The sequence below is a fragment of the Rhizobium sp. A37_96 genome, from assembly GCF_053521765.1.
This window is the reverse complement of record NZ_JBNWDS010000001.1, coordinates 39307-52589: the sequence shown is the minus strand read 5'-3', so window position 1 is coordinate 52589 and position 13283 is coordinate 39307. Positions and strand designations below refer to the sequence as shown.

Genomic DNA, 13283 nt, shown 5'->3' with positions numbered 1-13283 from the left:
GCGCCGCGCGCGTCAGAATTTGTAGCCGACCATGACGCCCGCCCGCGTCATGCCGCCATTGGGGCCGTCGCAAAGATTGGCATGCGATGCATGGGCAATCTGCGCCATCACGTTCCAATGGTTGTCGAAATTGTAGCCGATGCCGGCATATTCGTGGAAGAGGAGGCGACAGCCGAGCATCGGGCCGTGATCCTGCCAGTCGTTGAGATTGCCGCTGTGGACCGTTCCGCCGAAGCCGACTTCCGTGAAGATGCCGTTGCTGTGCGTCAGCGTCCACGAGAGGCCGCCATAGACCTGCGTGGCGGAGCCTGCGGTGCCGATCGACGTTCCGACGTGAATACGTGGATGGGCGAGCTGATCCTTCCAGTCGGCGGTCGGATTGTAACCGAATGGATTGAAGAGCACCTGTACGTCCGGAAAGACACCCTTCTCGTGATCGTAACCGTTCTGAATGGAGCCGCTTGCTCCAAAACGCAATTCATCGAAGACCTTGGCGTCGGAGGCCACGGCAACCTTGTCCGCGGCGGTCGCGACGGATTGCCCTGCGATGAATATGGAACTGACTGCCAGAAAACTCGTAACGAAACGCTTGCTCAAATGACCTGCAAAAATGCTACCAGTAGCCATGCACTCCCCCTGGTATGGCGGGCGAATCTCCTCCTATTGATAGAATGGCAAACTGCCGGGAGTCGAGACGGCCCAAACGGAATTTAAGGGGGTAACTCTCGATAAATCGGGGGGGCTTGCTTAAATGTGACTATCGTATCCCGACGAGCCGTTTTCCAGCAAATGACGCAGGGTCATGAAGCCCGCCGCGACGTCTTCCCGGCGCGGTGGAGATGAAAAAGCGACGCGCACGCGATGGTAGACTTTCTCGATACGGGCCGCCTTGAACTCATCCTCGTCATCGATCAGCACGCCCTCCGTCAGGGCGGCATTCTTGAACGTACCGGACAGCCAGGGCTCCGGCAGTCTCAGCCACAGGAACGGCAGATGCGGATGCGAGTTGAACTCGAAGCCCGACAATGCCTCTCGGGCCAATTGCTCGCGGGCCTTGATTTCCTCCACGGATTTGCGGCGCAGTTCGAGCGCATGGCCACCCAGCACGAGCCGGGCGCAGGTCTCGGCCAGAATGAAGGGCAGGCCGCCCGTCGTCATCTTGTGGGTGACCTTGATGCGCTGGGCGAAATGGGGCGGGCAGGCGACCCAGCCGCCGCGTACGCCCGCCGTCACGGACTTCGACAGGCTGCTGACGACGAAGGTCCGTTCCGGCGCGATGGCGGCCATGAGCGGGTTCTGGTCGCCGGTCATGCCGCCGTAAAGATCGTCCTCGATCAGCCAGACGCTGTGCCGGCGCGCGATGGCGGCGATCGCCCGGCGTCGTGATTCCGGCATTGTCACCAGCGTGGGATTATGTGCCGTCGGCATCAGGAAGGCGAGGCGCGGATGCTGTTGCTGGCAGAGGCGCTCGAAATCCTCCGGGATCATGCCGTGCTCATCCGAATCCACCAGGATCGAGCGGCGTCCGAGGAGGCGCGCGGCACGGCTGATCTGCGTATAGGTGAGGTTCTCGAAGACGATCTTGTCGCCCGGCGAGGTGACGGCCGATATGACGGCGATCGCGCCGGCATGGGCGCCGAGCGTCGGCACGATTGTATCGATTGCCGGCTGCCAGCCGTTCCGGGCAAGCCAGATCTGTCCGGCCTGAAACCAGCTTGCCGGGAAATTCCGGGAGTAGGAGGAGATCTCCGTCTGATGCTCGCTGCTGATGTCGGCGAAGAGCCTGCCGATGATTTCACCCTGGCCGATATCGGGGGCGGCGGTCGTGTCGAAGCGGATCTTGGCATCCGGCGTATTCAGCCCGCGGGTGCCGGCAAGCGCCTGCGTGATCGGATCGACGAGCTCGATCTGCTTGCCGTTCAGGCGCTCCAGCACATAGGTGCCGCGGCCGACTTCGCCGGCCACGAGGCCCCGTTCGTGCACGAGGGCATAGGCCCTGCTGACCGTGCCTATGGTGACGCCGATATCGTAGGCAAGGTTGCGCTGCGGCGGCAGCTTCGTGCCCGGCGGCAGAACGCCATGCGTAATCGCGTTCTCGATGCTGTCGGCAACACGGATGTAGACCGGACCGGTCCCGCTGGAGATGTCAGGAAGCCAATTTGTCATAATGACAATTTCCTAGATTGTCTCCCTCCTTGAGTCAAGTCTATGACTCAATTTGTATCGTTTGGCTCGGTACATCAAAATTGTCACCATCATGCGAGAATGAAAATGAGTACAATAGATGCAATCTGTTCGGCCGATGTGCAGGAATCCTGCTCGGCTGATATCGCAAAGGGGGCGGCGCAGCCAAGGCCGCATCCGATGCGTCGGCTTTGGGCATTCTATTTGCGTTGGCTGGAGAAGCGCGAAAGCCGGTGGGTACTGCGCGAGCTGACGGACGATCAGCTGCGCGATATCGGCCTGACGCGCCGCGAGGCGGCAACGGAAGCGAAGAAGTCGTTCTTCTGGGATTGAGCGCGGTGGACGCAGTCCTGCGCGCGGCGTGCGGCCTTCGGGATGGCTTACGTTAGACCCAGAACCGAATGAACGAAGTCCGCCCGTTCCCCGACGCCGATTTTCGGCAGGATGTGAACCTCGTAGCCGAGGGCCGGATAGGTGGTGCGCAGCCGTTCATATTCCGCAACCGCCGCAGAAAAATCGTGCCGTCGCTCGTGATCGCCGACATATATTTCCGGCCATGGCGGCGTCAGGAAGACATGGCTGTTGTAGCGATGCGATTGGCCGAGCGAAGCCAGGACTTGCTCGCCCGTCAGATGCTCGAGCGCCGATGCCGCATCGATCAATCCCCTGTCGAAAAAGACCGTGCCGGAAGTTGCCTTCGCTTTCTCGCGATCGGCCAGCGACATGGCGATTGCCCGGCGCGCGAACGCCGGTGCGTCGACCCATGGCAAGGCGGAGCCGTCGCCTTCCAGTTCCTCGATGACGATGCGCCGCCCCGGCTCCTCGACAATGGAGTGACCACGGCGCTTGAGCGCTTCCAGCAAAGTGGATTTGCCGCCGCCGGAGCAGCCTGAAAGAATGACAAATCTGTCCATGACAACGATCCCTGATGTTGAGGGCAGGTCATGCGTCGGTAGCTGGTTTGCCGCTGAGGCGGAAGGCCTCAGGCCTAGCTGCAGTTCTTAGAGCCCGCGGCCCAGCGGTTGACGTCGCCCGTGATGCGGCCGCCGGAGGCGCCGCCCATCATCGGACCGAAGGCCTGCAGCTGCGCGGGATTGCCTTCCGCTTGCACAACGAGCGACGGCCTGCCGGTCGGATGTTTCTTGTCGACCACGAGGATGCGCGGACGACCGGTGAAGGAGTTGAGTTCCGGAGAGAGCTGATAACCGGAGAAGGCCGGATCGGACGACTTGAACCAGCAGGCGCTGGCATTGAGCATGACGCGCTCCATCGTCGACAGGGCGCTGTGATCGGTCGCATTGATGCTCGGCGGACGCGGGCCGCACGAGGTCACCAGCAGCCCGAGCATCGCGATGGCAGCGGCGGAGTAAAATCCTGTCAGGAGGCGAGGGCGCATCAATCTCTTTCCAATGAGGCGGTTAAGGCTGTTCGGCCGAAGATCGCCGGATCGCTTTCCGGCGTCCTGCTGTTTTATGCAAAGACGCCGATTTTATGGTTCCGATACCGGGGCGGCCCGTTATCAGGCTGCGATCACGCCGAGCGCGGAGGCAAACAGCCCACGGCCATCGCTGCCGCCGTGAGCAGCCTCGATCAGGTTTTCCGGGTGTGGCATCATGCCGAGCACATTACCCTTGGCGTTCATCACGCCGGCGATGTCGTTGACCGAGCCGTTCGGGTTGGTGCCTTCGGCATAGCGGAAGACCACCTGGCCATTGTCCTCGATCGCCTTCAGTGTCTCGGCGTCGGCGAAATAATTGCCATCGTGATGCGCGACCGGGCTGCGGATGATCTGGCCCTTGGCGTAGGCGGCGGTGAAATCCGTCTCGGCATTGACGACTTCAAGCTTTATTTCGCGGCAGACGAACTTGAGCGAGGCGTTGCGCATCAGCGCCCCGGGCAACATCCCCGCTTCCAGCAGGATCTGGAAACCGTTGCACACGCCGAGAACCTTGACGCCCTTGTCTGCCTTGTCCTTGATCGCCTGCATGATCGGCATGCGGGCGGCGATTGCGCCGCAACGCAGATAGTCGCCGTAGGAGAAGCCGCCGGGAATGACGATCAGATCGACATCCGGAATCTCGGTCTCGGTCTGCCACACGGTCACCGGCGCATGACCGGAAATCTTGGTCAGTGCCGCGATCATATCGCGATCGCGATTGAGGCCGGGGAGTTGGACGACTGCTGATTTCATGATGCTGATCCCGCAACAGGCTAGGGGTAATCGCTGGAATATTCTTCGTGAGCCATACTCCATCGCCTCAGGCAAAGGAAGAACGGCTCGCGAAAGAGGACGATCAGTCGATCGAAATGCTGAAGTTCTCGATCACCGTATTGGCGAGAAGCTTTTCGCACATGGCTTTGAGATCCGCCTCGGCCTTGCTCTTGTCCGTGCCTTCCAGCTCGAGATCGAAGACCTTGCCCTGGCGGACCTGATGAACGCCGTCAAAGCCGAGCGCACCGAGCGCGCCTTCGATTGCCTTGCCCTGCGGATCGAGAACGCCGTTCTTCAGCGTGACGGTTACACGAGCCTTGATCACGATTGTCCTTTCTGAACTTACTTGACGAGAACCGGGCCCGTGCCGCGCACGGGTTCGTTTTCATTGATGATGCCGAGGCGGCGCGCCACTTCGGAATAGGCTTCCAGCAAGCCGCCCATGTCGCGGCGGAAGCGATCCTTGTCCATCTTCTCATGGGTTTCGATGTCCCAGAGACGGCAGCTGTCCGGCGAGATTTCGTCCGCGAGGATGATGCGCATCATGTCGCCTTCGAACAGGCGTCCGCATTCGATCTTGAAATCGACGAGCTGGATGCCGACGCCGAGGAAAAGGCCGGTCATGAAATCGTTGACGCGGATGGCGAGCGCCATGATGTCATCGAGTTCCGCCGGATTGGCCCAGCCGAAGGCGGTGATGTGCTCTTCGGAGACCATCGGGTCTTCGAGCGCGTCGGACTTGTAGTAGAATTCGATGATCGAGCGCGGCAGCACCACGCCTTCCTCGATGCCGAGGCGCTTGGCAAGCGAGCCGGCGGCAACGTTGCGCACGACGATCTCGAGCGGAATCATCTCCACTTCCTTAATCAGCTGCTCGCGCATGTTGAGGCGGCGGATGAAATGCGTGGGAATGCCGATCTTGTTCAGATGGCTGAAAATATACTCGCAGATGCGATTGTTCAGAACACCCTTGCCATCGATGACTTCGTGCTTCTTCTTGTTGAAGGCGGTGGCATCGTCCTTGAAGAACTGGATCAGCGTGCCCGGCTCAGGCCCTTCGTAAAGGATCTTGGCCTTGCCTTCGTAAATACGGCGGCGACGGTTCATTGTTATTGTTCTCTGTCTTTGGCGCTCTCGGGATAGCGCAAGTGGATCATACGTGGGCGTCCCCATAACGGATAAGAAGCGAATTCACAATCCGCCTGCGCCTCCTTCCTCGGAATTCCGGCCTCGGCGGGGCGCCAATGCTAGAATCGGGATCCTGTCTTGGCCTGTTTTACAGGCTTTTGTCTGACGATGGAATGAAGGTGCCCGGTACTTCACAGGCTAGTGAGGCAAGGCGCATCCTATTCCGTTGTCGCTGCCGACACAATCAGGGCTTCAACTGGCTCAGGAACTTGGCGAAGACCATCGTGCCTTCGGGCCAGGGGCCGTGTCCGGATTCGGTGTTGATGTGGCCTGCTTCGCCGGCATCGATCAGGAGCGAACCCCAGCTATTGGCAATGTCGTCCGCATGTTCGTAGCTGCCGAAGGGATCGTTGCGGCTGGCGATCGTGATCGATGGGAACGGCAGGGGATCGCGCGGATAGGGCCCGAAGGTCATCAGATGCTTCGGTCTGATGCCGGGATTGGCGACATCCGGCGGAGCGACGAAGAAAGCGCCCGCGACCTTGTTGCGAAATTGCGGAATGGCATGGATCACCGAGGGAATGCCGAGCGAATGCGCCACGAGCACGACGGGCTTGTCCGAAGCATTCACCTCCTCGGCGATACGGGCGGCCCAATCATCGCGCACGGGCTTCGACCATTCCGCCTGCTCCACGCGCCGCGCGGTCGAGAGCTTCTGCTCCCAACGGGTCTGCCAGTGGTCGGGGCCGGAATTCGTATAACCGGGGATGATGAGGATATTTGCGTCGGAGGCTTTCATGATGGCGCCGATGTGGAAAAGGTGAACTCAACTGTCAAGGGAGAAAGGCGACAATTGCGGCAAAATTTGCTAATATGGCGGCTGCCGGTAGCGAATGATGATGTCGGCATCCATTTTGCCGTCATTTTGCGCCGCCTGCCGAGCACGTCGAGGTTGAGGAGGAGAGCATTATGACGGCCTTTCATGTCATGGCGGGAGCGGATCATACTTTTAGCCGACCAGCCATTCGCAAGATCGGTATCGCCGATCTCGTCGACGCCCTGAAGCTGGGGCTGGACGACTTCAGCGAGAAGCCATCCCACTACGTTTTTCTGTGTCTGATGTACCCGATAGCGGGCATCGCGCTGGCGATCTGGAGCACGGACCAGAACCTGCTGCCGCTGTTGTTTCCATTGATGTCCGGTTTTGCCCTGCTGGGCCCGATCGCCGCAATCGGTCTCTATGAGATCAGCCGACGCCGGGAGAAGGGGCTGGATACGTCGTGGAGCCATGCGTTCGACGTGCGGTTCTCGCCGGCATTGCCGTCGATCATCGTCGCCGGCCTCATGCTGTTCGGCCTTTTCATCGTCTGGCTGTTCGTGGCGCAGAATATCTACTTCATCTATTTCGGCGATGGCGTGCCGCCCACGCTTTCCTCCTTCGTGTCGAGCGTCCTGACTACGCCGGAAGGCATGGCGATGATGCTTTGGGGCGATCTGATCGGCTTCCTCTTTGCGCTCGTCGTACTGGCGACCACGGTCGTCACCTTCCCGCTGCTGCTGGACCGTGACGTCGGCGTCGTCGCGGCGATCGATGCGAGCATCCGGGCGACGCTGACCAATCCGGTGCCGGTGGCGGTCTGGGGCCTGATCGTGGCGGCGCTGCTTGTCATCGGCAGCATCCCGATCTTTGCCGGGTTGGCGGTTGTCATGCCGATACTCGGTCATGCATCCTGGCATCTCTATCGCAAACTGGTGGTATCCGAAGGGTAGATACGGCCATTACAGACGGCGCGTTGCCATCACTGGAACCGTGGCGCGCTTCTCGCGTTGATCCGCATCATCAGGAGATGCGGATCATGACCCGGCTTACGCATGTTTTTACCCGCTTCGCAGTCGTGGTTTCGGAATGGACGGGCAAGCCGGCGATCTTCGTCCTGGCGCTGTGCTCCGTCATTCTATGGGGCGCCACCGGCCCGATCTTCCATTATTCCGACACCTGGCAGCTGGTCATCAATACCAGCACGACGATCGTGACGTTCCTGATGGTTTTCCTGCTCCAGAACGCGCAGACGCGAGACACGCGGGCCATTCAGGCCAAACTCAACGAACTGATCCTGACCAGTGCCGCCGAAAATCGCTTCGTCGGGATCGAGAACCTCGACGAGGAGGATCTCAAGCACCTCGACCTGCTCGTGGGAAAGGCGGCAAAGCGCCAGCAGGACCAATTCGAAGGCAAGGATGAAGGACGTGTCGAGCAAAGTCGCGTGATCGTCGCGAAATCGGCGAGCAAACGAAAAAGGCGGCGCGTCAGTCGCGCCGCCTCAACCAAGGAGCAATCGAAAACGGCAGCTTCTAGCCGAAAACCCGCTTGAAGATCGTATCGACATGCTTGGTGTGATAGCCGAGGTCGAACTTTTCGCGGATATCTTCCTCGGAAAGGGCGGCGCGCACTTCCTGGTCGGCGAGCAGTTCCTCAAGGAAATCCTTGCCTTGCTCCCAAACCTTCATGGCGTTGCGCTGCACGAGGCGGTAGGCGTCCTCGCGGGAAACGCCGGCCTGGGTCAGCGCCAGCAGCACGCGCTGCGAGTGAACAAGTCCGCGGAACTTGTTCAGGTTCTTCATCATGTTTTCCGGGTAGACGAGAAGCTTGTCGACGACGCTGGTCAGGCGGGACAGCGCAAAATCGAGCGTCACGGTCGCGTCGGGGCCAATCATGCGCTCGACGGACGAGTGCGAGATATCGCGCTCGTGCCAGAGGGCGACATTTTCCATGGCCGGGATCGAGTAGGAGCGGACCATGCGGGCAAGGCCCGTCAGGTTTTCCGTCAGCACCGGATTGCGCTTGTGCGGCATGGCGGACGAGCCCTTCTGGCCCGGAGAGAAATACTCTTCCGCTTCCAGAACTTCGGTGCGCTGCAGATGGCGGATTTCGGTGGCAAGGCGCTCGATCGAGGAGGCGACGACGCCGAGGGTGGCGAAGAACATCGCGTGGCGGTCGCGCGGGATGACCTGGGTGGAGACCGGCTCCGGCTTCAGGCCGAGTGCGGCGGCGACATGTTCCTCGACGCGGGGATCGATGTTGGCGAAGGTGCCGACGGCGCCGGAAATGGCGCAGGTGGCGACTTCTTCGCGGGCTGCGATCAGGCGCTGCTTGCAGCGTTCGAATTCGGCATAGGCCAGCGCCAGCTTGATGCCGAAGGTGATCGGCTCTGCATGAATGCCGTGCGAGCGGCCGATGGTAACGGTGTCCTTGTGCTCGAAGGCGCGGCGCTTCAGTGCTTCCAGAAGCTTGTCGATATCGGCGAGCAACAGGTCGCTGGCGCGCACGAGCTGCACGTTGAAGCAGGTATCGAGCACGTCGGAGGAGGTCATGCCCTGGTGAACGAACCGCGCATCCGGACCGACGATTTCGGCGAGATGCGTGAGGAAGGCGATGACGTCGTGTTTCGTCACGGCTTCGATCTCGTCGATGCGGGCGACGTCGAACGTGGCCTTGCCGCCCTTTTCCCAGATGGTGTCCGCAGCCGATTTCGGGATGACGCCGAGGGCTGCCAGCGCGTCACAGGCATGGGCCTCGATCTCGAACCAGATGCGAAACTTGGTTTCGGGCGACCAGATGGCGACCATTTCCGGTCGGGAGTAGCGCGGGATCATGGGCTCAAAGCTTTCTTGGCTATCGGAAAAGGAAAACTCGGCGCCCCCATAACAAAGACGGGCGGCAATCACAATGTTTCAAGGGCACAATGTTTCAGGGGCACAATGTTTGTCGGGTCGATCTTTCGTGCGCCTCAACGGCTCTGGCGAGCAAGATAGGCGGAAACGGCGGTGAGGCATAGCAGGCCGACCGGCAGAAACAGAGTGAGGCCGAGGACGGCGAACTGGTAGACGGCGCTGGCGCCGGTGAACAGGAACTGGAATATCCAGACGAGCGAGCCGAACGGCGCGTGCCAGCGCGAATAGAACCAGCGATAGTCCATCGCGAAAATGAATGCCGTCATCGCCGCAGTGCCGATGGAGAGCGCCAGAAAGAAGGCCGCGAAACGCGCGCTGGTCGGTCGGCCACGCGCGAAACGGCGGGTAAACGGCACGAGAATGGGCCAGGAGAGAGCGCCCCCGAAGAAATAGACGAGAGTAAGGGCCGCGAGGTGGCTGGTCAGAAGGCCGTTGCGCAGGAAGAGGGCCACGAGTGCGGAGGCGGCCATCGCCGCGCCCCAGCAGACCGCACTGCCGAAAACCTCGCGGCAATGCGATGCGACGGTCCTTGCCCGGCCCGTCGCGACGATGGTGTTGGTCGGATTAGTTTGATCCAACGCGACCTCGTTCGGCGGCAGCCCTGAGATCGCCGACCGTCTGGCGATAGGCTTCGACCGATTCGCCCTTGAAGATCGCCGAGCCTGCGACAAGAACGTTTGCGCCGGAGGCGGTGATGAGAGGAGCGGTTTCCACCGAAACGCCGCCGTCGACTTCGAGCTCGATCGGGCGGTCACCGATCAGGGACCTGGCGTTGCGGATCTTGTCGGCCATGGCCGGAATGAACTTCTGGCCGCCGAAACCCGGATTGACCGACATGATGAGGATCAGGTCGATATCGTCGAGCACGTTTTCCAGCACGGACAGCGGTGTTGCCGGATTGAGGGTGACGCCGACCTTCTTGCCGAGATGACGGATCGTCTGCAGCGAACGGTGCAGGTGCACGCCGGCTTCGGCATGGACCGTGATGCGGTCGCAGCCGGCTTTGGCAAAGGCTTCCAGATAGGGATCGGCCGGCGAGATCATCAGGTGGCAGTCGAAGGTGGCGGTCGTATACGGGCGCAGGGCCTTGATGACATCGGCGCCGAAGGAGATGTTCGGCACGAAATGGCCGTCCATGACATCCAGATGGATCCAGTCGGCTCCGGCTTCGGTCACATCCTTGACTTCCTGTCCGAGCTTGGCGAAGTCGGCTGCGAGAATGGAAGGGGCAATGCGGATCGGCAAGGTCATGGGTAGCTGAGCTCCATCTGATTTTTTCGCGACTGGATTAGCACCGCTATCGAGGCCAAACAACAGCCCGAACGGACCGCTTCAGTTCGACGGCGTCGTCGGCGGCACGAACGCGTTGCCTCGCCACTCCAGCAAGCGATAGGGGTTTTGTGTCAATTCGTGGTTCTGCCCGAAGGAGATCGGGCCGATCGCTGTCTGGAATGCCGTGCCGACGAGCTTGTCGGCAATGGGCTTGTTGTCTGCCTTCGCGCCTTCCGCCGCCTGGCTGGCGATCTGTGCGGCGGCGGCGGCCGGCAGGATGTAGCCGTCCGGCTCGATACCGCCGGCGCGCATGGCTTGCACTGTCTGTTGGGCCGCCGGCAGGGTGCTGTACTCGGGCAGCGCGATTGCCTGCACTCCCTCCAGAAGAGGCAGCGGTTGGTCGGCGGCGCGCATGGCATCGCCGCCCATCAGAACCAGCGAGATATTTTCGCTCTTGGCGTCGCGGGCGATGACCGCGACATCGCTGCGGTCGCCGCCGACGAAGACGCGCGTTGCGCCAGCCTTCTTCAGGCGGCGCACGAGGGCGATCTGCTGATCCTGGCCGGGGCGGTAAGTATCGGTGAAGACCGGCTTCAGCCCATTTTCCTCGAGCGCGTTGCGGATCGCGCCGACCAACTCGCGGCCGTGTATCGTGCCGTCGTCGATCAGCGCCATTGGCTCCGCCGCCCAGTTTTTCAGGATCGTATCGATCGCCATGGCGGCCTCGGCGCTGTCGACCGGCGCCAGCCGAAACAATGGCCAGCCGCTCTTCAAGGCATCTTCCATGAGGATGCGCGAGCGCACGGAAACGGTGATGACGGGGATGCCGGCATCCTTGAGACGCGGCAGCGCGCCCTCCAGGGTCTCCGTGCAGAGGAAGCCGATCGCGACCTGTACCTTGGCGGCAACCAGCGCCTCGGCGGCAGCCCGGCCGCCGTCCTCGGTGCAAGGTTCGTCGACCACGGTCGCCGTATCCTTCTGGGCCTGGATCTCGAAATTGGCTCCGGCGGAGATTTCGGCGCCCAGCATCGCGAAGTTGCCGTCCTGCGGTGCTACTACGCCGATGTTAATTCCTGCGGCGTAGCTGCTGCCGGCCGCCGAAAGCAGCACAAACAGGAGCGGAAGGCGACGCAGAACGTTCATCGATCGATTATCCCGGACAATTTTTCTGCTCTATTTATCCGTCTGAAGGGGATCGTCAAAGAAAAAGCAACAAAATCTCTCTGTTTTCAATAATGCTATTGTAGAAAAGCTAATATCTGACCGTCATATTGAATGACAAACGGGCATGACATGACAAAGGAGACGGTGGTGCTAGACAGGCAGCGTATGGATCCGGCGCTTTATCGCGATGCCATGAGCCGCTACGCGGGGCATGTGCAGCTGGTGACGACGGCGCTCGGAGCGGAGCGGCGCGGCGTCACGATCACGGCTGCATGCTCGGTGTCGGATAGTCCCGCAACCGTTCTGATATGCCTCAACAACAGCAACGCCAAGAACGAGATCTTCTTCAAGAGTGGGATCTTCGCGCTGAATACGCTCGGCGCGGATCACCAATCTTTGGCCGACGCCTTTTCCGGAAAGACGCAGCTGACCGTCGACGAGCGCTTCGCTGCCGGCAAGTTCGAGACGCTGGCAACCGGCGCGCCTGTCCTGACCGATGCGCTTGCCGCTTTCGATTGCCGCGTCATCGAGATCAAGCAGGCAACCACGCACAACATCATCTTCGGCGAGGTGATGGCCATACGCTACAGCGAAGCCAAGCCGGCATTGATCTATATGAACCGGGGCTATCACGCGCTATAACCCCTGCGAGGGAGTTATCATGGCGGATCAGACATTACCTTCATTGCCGAGTTCGATCGATGAAGCGATGGCCTTGCTCGGCGCCCACGATTATCTGGCCGGCCGTGCGCTCGGCACGGTCCTGTTTCTCGCCCTGAAGATGAAGCGGCCGCTCTTTCTGGAGGGGGAGGCCGGTGTCGGCAAGACCGAGATCGCCAAGGTGCTCTCCAAGGCGCTCGACAGGCCGCTGATCCGCCTGCAATGCTACGAAGGGCTGGACGTATCCTCGGCCGTCTACGAATGGAACTATCCGGCGCAGATGCTGGAAATCCGGCTGGCGGAGGCATCGGGCCTTACCGACCGCGACCGTATCGAGGCTGATATCTTCTCCGAGCGCTATCTCATCCGCCGGCCGGTGCTGCAGGCGCTGTCGGGTGTCGGTGGGCGTGCCCCGGTATTCCTGATCGACGAGCTCGACCGCACCGACGAGGCTTTCGAGGCATTCCTTCTAGAGGTGCTTTCCGATTTCCAGGTGACGGTGCCGGAACTCGGCACGATCCGCGCCGCCGAACCGCCGATCGTCATCATCACGACGAACCGCACGCGCGAGGTGCATGACGCCCTGAAACGGCGCTGTCTCTATCATTGGGTCGATTATCCCGGGGCCGAGCAGGAGCTCGACATCATTCGCCGCAAGGTGCCCGGCTGCAACGAAGCGCTCTCGCGCCAGATCGTCGCCTATGTGCAGAAGCTGCGCACGCTCGATCTCTTCAAGAATCCCGGCGTTGCCGAGACCATCGACTGGGCGACCGCCTTGACCGAGCTGGATCGGCTGGCGCTCGATCCGGAGACCGTTGCGGACACGCTGGGCACGCTGCTGAAATATCAGGACGATATCGCTCGCATCCAGGGCGCCGAAGGCAGGCGCGTGCTGGATGAAGTGAAATCCGAACTGCTCGCGGCGGGATAA

17 protein-coding genes are annotated in these 13283 nt (G+C 61.1%); 5 read left to right on the top strand and 12 right to left on the bottom strand.

Translation table 11 applies throughout. The features are described 5' to 3' along the window. Window positions 1-12: 12 nt before the first annotated feature. Both ACQZ6J_RS00290 and ACQZ6J_RS00285 read right to left on the bottom strand, forming a co-directional pair. Window positions 13-627, bottom strand: a complete 615-nt coding sequence (locus tag ACQZ6J_RS00290) for an acyloxyacyl hydrolase (protein WP_163991020.1) — start codon at window positions 625-627, stop codon at window positions 13-15. Window positions 628-747: 120 nt separating this feature from the next. Then, a complete protein-coding gene (locus ACQZ6J_RS00285) occupies window positions 748-2166 on the bottom strand; it encodes an aminotransferase-like domain-containing protein (protein WP_449081117.1) in 1419 nt (472 codons plus the stop codon). A 105-nt stretch (window positions 2167-2271) separates the two neighbouring features. On the opposite strand from ACQZ6J_RS00285, the gene ACQZ6J_RS00280 reads away from it, so the two are divergent. Next, window positions 2272-2517 (top strand): DUF1127 domain-containing protein, encoded by a 246-nt coding sequence (locus ACQZ6J_RS00280; RefSeq protein ID WP_163991024.1) that lies wholly within the window; start codon window positions 2272-2274, stop codon window positions 2515-2517. A gap of 47 nt (window positions 2518-2564) precedes the next feature. Here the strand turns inward: ACQZ6J_RS00280 and ACQZ6J_RS00275 are convergent, their stop codons facing one another. The 6 genes from ACQZ6J_RS00275 to ACQZ6J_RS00250 all read right to left on the bottom strand — a co-directional run bounded on the left by ACQZ6J_RS00275 (window position 2565) and on the right by ACQZ6J_RS00250 (window position 6323). Next, window positions 2565-3098 (bottom strand): AAA family ATPase, encoded by a 534-nt coding sequence (locus ACQZ6J_RS00275; RefSeq protein WP_449081115.1) that lies wholly within the window; start codon window positions 3096-3098, stop codon window positions 2565-2567. A 74-nt stretch (window positions 3099-3172) separates the two neighbouring features. Continuing rightward, on the bottom strand, window positions 3173-3580 hold the full coding sequence (locus ACQZ6J_RS00270; RefSeq protein ID WP_163991028.1) for a hypothetical protein: 408 nt from the start codon (window positions 3578-3580) through the stop codon (window positions 3173-3175). Window positions 3581-3703: 123 nt separating this feature from the next. After that, on the bottom strand, window positions 3704-4375 hold the full coding sequence (purQ, locus tag ACQZ6J_RS00265) for a phosphoribosylformylglycinamidine synthase subunit PurQ (protein WP_163991030.1): 672 nt from the start codon (window positions 4373-4375) through the stop codon (window positions 3704-3706). A 103-nt stretch (window positions 4376-4478) separates the two neighbouring features. Beyond that, complete coding sequence (gene purS, locus ACQZ6J_RS00260) at window positions 4479-4721, bottom strand: phosphoribosylformylglycinamidine synthase subunit PurS (RefSeq protein ID WP_037202350.1); 243 nt, start codon at window positions 4719-4721, stop codon at window positions 4479-4481. Window positions 4722-4738: 17 nt separating this feature from the next. Further along, complete coding sequence (gene purC, locus ACQZ6J_RS00255) at window positions 4739-5503, bottom strand: phosphoribosylaminoimidazolesuccinocarboxamide synthase (protein WP_015340039.1); 765 nt, start codon at window positions 5501-5503, stop codon at window positions 4739-4741. A gap of 265 nt (window positions 5504-5768) precedes the next feature. Beyond that, window positions 5769-6323, bottom strand: coding sequence for an RBBP9/YdeN family alpha/beta hydrolase (locus ACQZ6J_RS00250; RefSeq protein WP_163991032.1), 555 nt, complete (start codon window positions 6321-6323; stop codon window positions 5769-5771). 170 nt (window positions 6324-6493) lie between these two features. On the opposite strand from ACQZ6J_RS00250, the gene ACQZ6J_RS00245 reads away from it, so the two are divergent. Together ACQZ6J_RS00245 and ACQZ6J_RS00240 are read left to right on the top strand one after the other, a co-directional pair. Continuing rightward, complete coding sequence (locus tag ACQZ6J_RS00245) at window positions 6494-7294, top strand: DUF2189 domain-containing protein (RefSeq protein ID WP_449081111.1); 801 nt, start codon at window positions 6494-6496, stop codon at window positions 7292-7294. A gap of 86 nt (window positions 7295-7380) precedes the next feature. Next, complete coding sequence (locus ACQZ6J_RS00240; protein WP_449081109.1) at window positions 7381-7896, top strand: low affinity iron permease family protein; 516 nt, start codon at window positions 7381-7383, stop codon at window positions 7894-7896. Here the strand turns inward: ACQZ6J_RS00240 and purB are convergent. The 4 genes from purB to ACQZ6J_RS00220 form a co-directional block, all read right to left on the bottom strand. Next, window positions 7877-9178: an adenylosuccinate lyase gene (gene purB, locus ACQZ6J_RS00235; protein ID WP_163991040.1), complete on the bottom strand. Its 1302-nt coding sequence runs from the start codon at window positions 9176-9178 to the stop codon at window positions 7877-7879. The genes ACQZ6J_RS00240 and purB overlap by 20 nt on opposite strands. 134 nt (window positions 9179-9312) lie before the next feature. Continuing rightward, window positions 9313-9834 (bottom strand): hypothetical protein, encoded by a 522-nt coding sequence (locus ACQZ6J_RS00230; RefSeq protein WP_449081107.1) that lies wholly within the window; start codon window positions 9832-9834, stop codon window positions 9313-9315. Next, complete coding sequence (gene rpe / locus ACQZ6J_RS00225; protein WP_163991042.1) at window positions 9821-10507, bottom strand: ribulose-phosphate 3-epimerase; 687 nt, start codon at window positions 10505-10507, stop codon at window positions 9821-9823. The genes ACQZ6J_RS00230 and rpe overlap by 14 nt, the downstream gene beginning before the upstream one ends. A gap of 81 nt (window positions 10508-10588) precedes the next feature. Next, window positions 10589-11671, bottom strand: a complete 1083-nt coding sequence (locus ACQZ6J_RS00220) for an ABC transporter substrate-binding protein (RefSeq protein ID WP_449081104.1) — start codon at window positions 11669-11671, stop codon at window positions 10589-10591. Window positions 11672-11839: 168 nt separating this feature from the next. Here ACQZ6J_RS00220 and ACQZ6J_RS00215 point away from each other — a divergent pair, with 168 nt between their 5' ends. Beyond that, a complete protein-coding gene (locus tag ACQZ6J_RS00215) occupies window positions 11840-12334 on the top strand; it encodes a flavin reductase (protein ID WP_163991130.1) in 495 nt (164 codons plus the stop codon). Window positions 12335-12353: 19 nt separating this feature from the next. Next, window positions 12354-13283 (top strand): AAA family ATPase, encoded by a 930-nt coding sequence (locus ACQZ6J_RS00210; protein WP_163991046.1) that lies wholly within the window; start codon window positions 12354-12356, stop codon window positions 13281-13283.

Excerpts from the sequence above, each read along its gene's own strand:
- purC (WP_015340039.1), bottom strand. The coding sequence starts at position 5,503 with ATGAACCGTCGCCGCCGTATTTACGAAGGCAAGGCCAAGATCCTTTAC.
- rpe (WP_163991042.1), bottom strand. The coding sequence starts at position 10,507 with ATGACCTTGCCGATCCGCATTGCCCCTTCCATTCTCGCAGCCGACTTC.
- purB (WP_163991040.1), bottom strand. The coding sequence starts at position 9,178 with ATGATCCCGCGCTACTCCCGACCGGAAATGGTCGCCATCTGGTCGCCC.
- ACQZ6J_RS00250 (WP_163991032.1), bottom strand. The coding sequence starts at position 6,323 with ATGAAAGCCTCCGACGCAAATATCCTCATCATCCCCGGTTATACGAAT.
- ACQZ6J_RS00210 (WP_163991046.1), top strand. The coding sequence starts at position 12,354 with ATGGCGGATCAGACATTACCTTCATTGCCGAGTTCGATCGATGAAGCG.
- ACQZ6J_RS00270 (WP_163991028.1), bottom strand. The coding sequence starts at position 3,580 with ATGCGCCCTCGCCTCCTGACAGGATTTTACTCCGCCGCTGCCATCGCG.
- ACQZ6J_RS00275 (WP_449081115.1), bottom strand. The coding sequence starts at position 3,098 with ATGGACAGATTTGTCATTCTTTCAGGCTGCTCCGGCGGCGGCAAATCC.
- purQ (WP_163991030.1), bottom strand. The coding sequence starts at position 4,375 with ATGAAATCAGCAGTCGTCCAACTCCCCGGCCTCAATCGCGATCGCGAT.
- ACQZ6J_RS00285 (WP_449081117.1), bottom strand. The coding sequence starts at position 2,166 with ATGACAAATTGGCTTCCTGACATCTCCAGCGGGACCGGTCCGGTCTAC.
- ACQZ6J_RS00240 (WP_449081109.1), top strand. The coding sequence starts at position 7,381 with ATGACCCGGCTTACGCATGTTTTTACCCGCTTCGCAGTCGTGGTTTCG.
- ACQZ6J_RS00220 (WP_449081104.1), bottom strand. The coding sequence starts at position 11,671 with ATGAACGTTCTGCGTCGCCTTCCGCTCCTGTTTGTGCTGCTTTCGGCG.
- ACQZ6J_RS00245 (WP_449081111.1), top strand. The coding sequence starts at position 6,494 with ATGACGGCCTTTCATGTCATGGCGGGAGCGGATCATACTTTTAGCCGA.
- ACQZ6J_RS00290 (WP_163991020.1), bottom strand. The coding sequence starts at position 627 with ATGGCTACTGGTAGCATTTTTGCAGGTCATTTGAGCAAGCGTTTCGTT.
- ACQZ6J_RS00280 (WP_163991024.1), top strand. The coding sequence starts at position 2,272 with ATGAGTACAATAGATGCAATCTGTTCGGCCGATGTGCAGGAATCCTGC.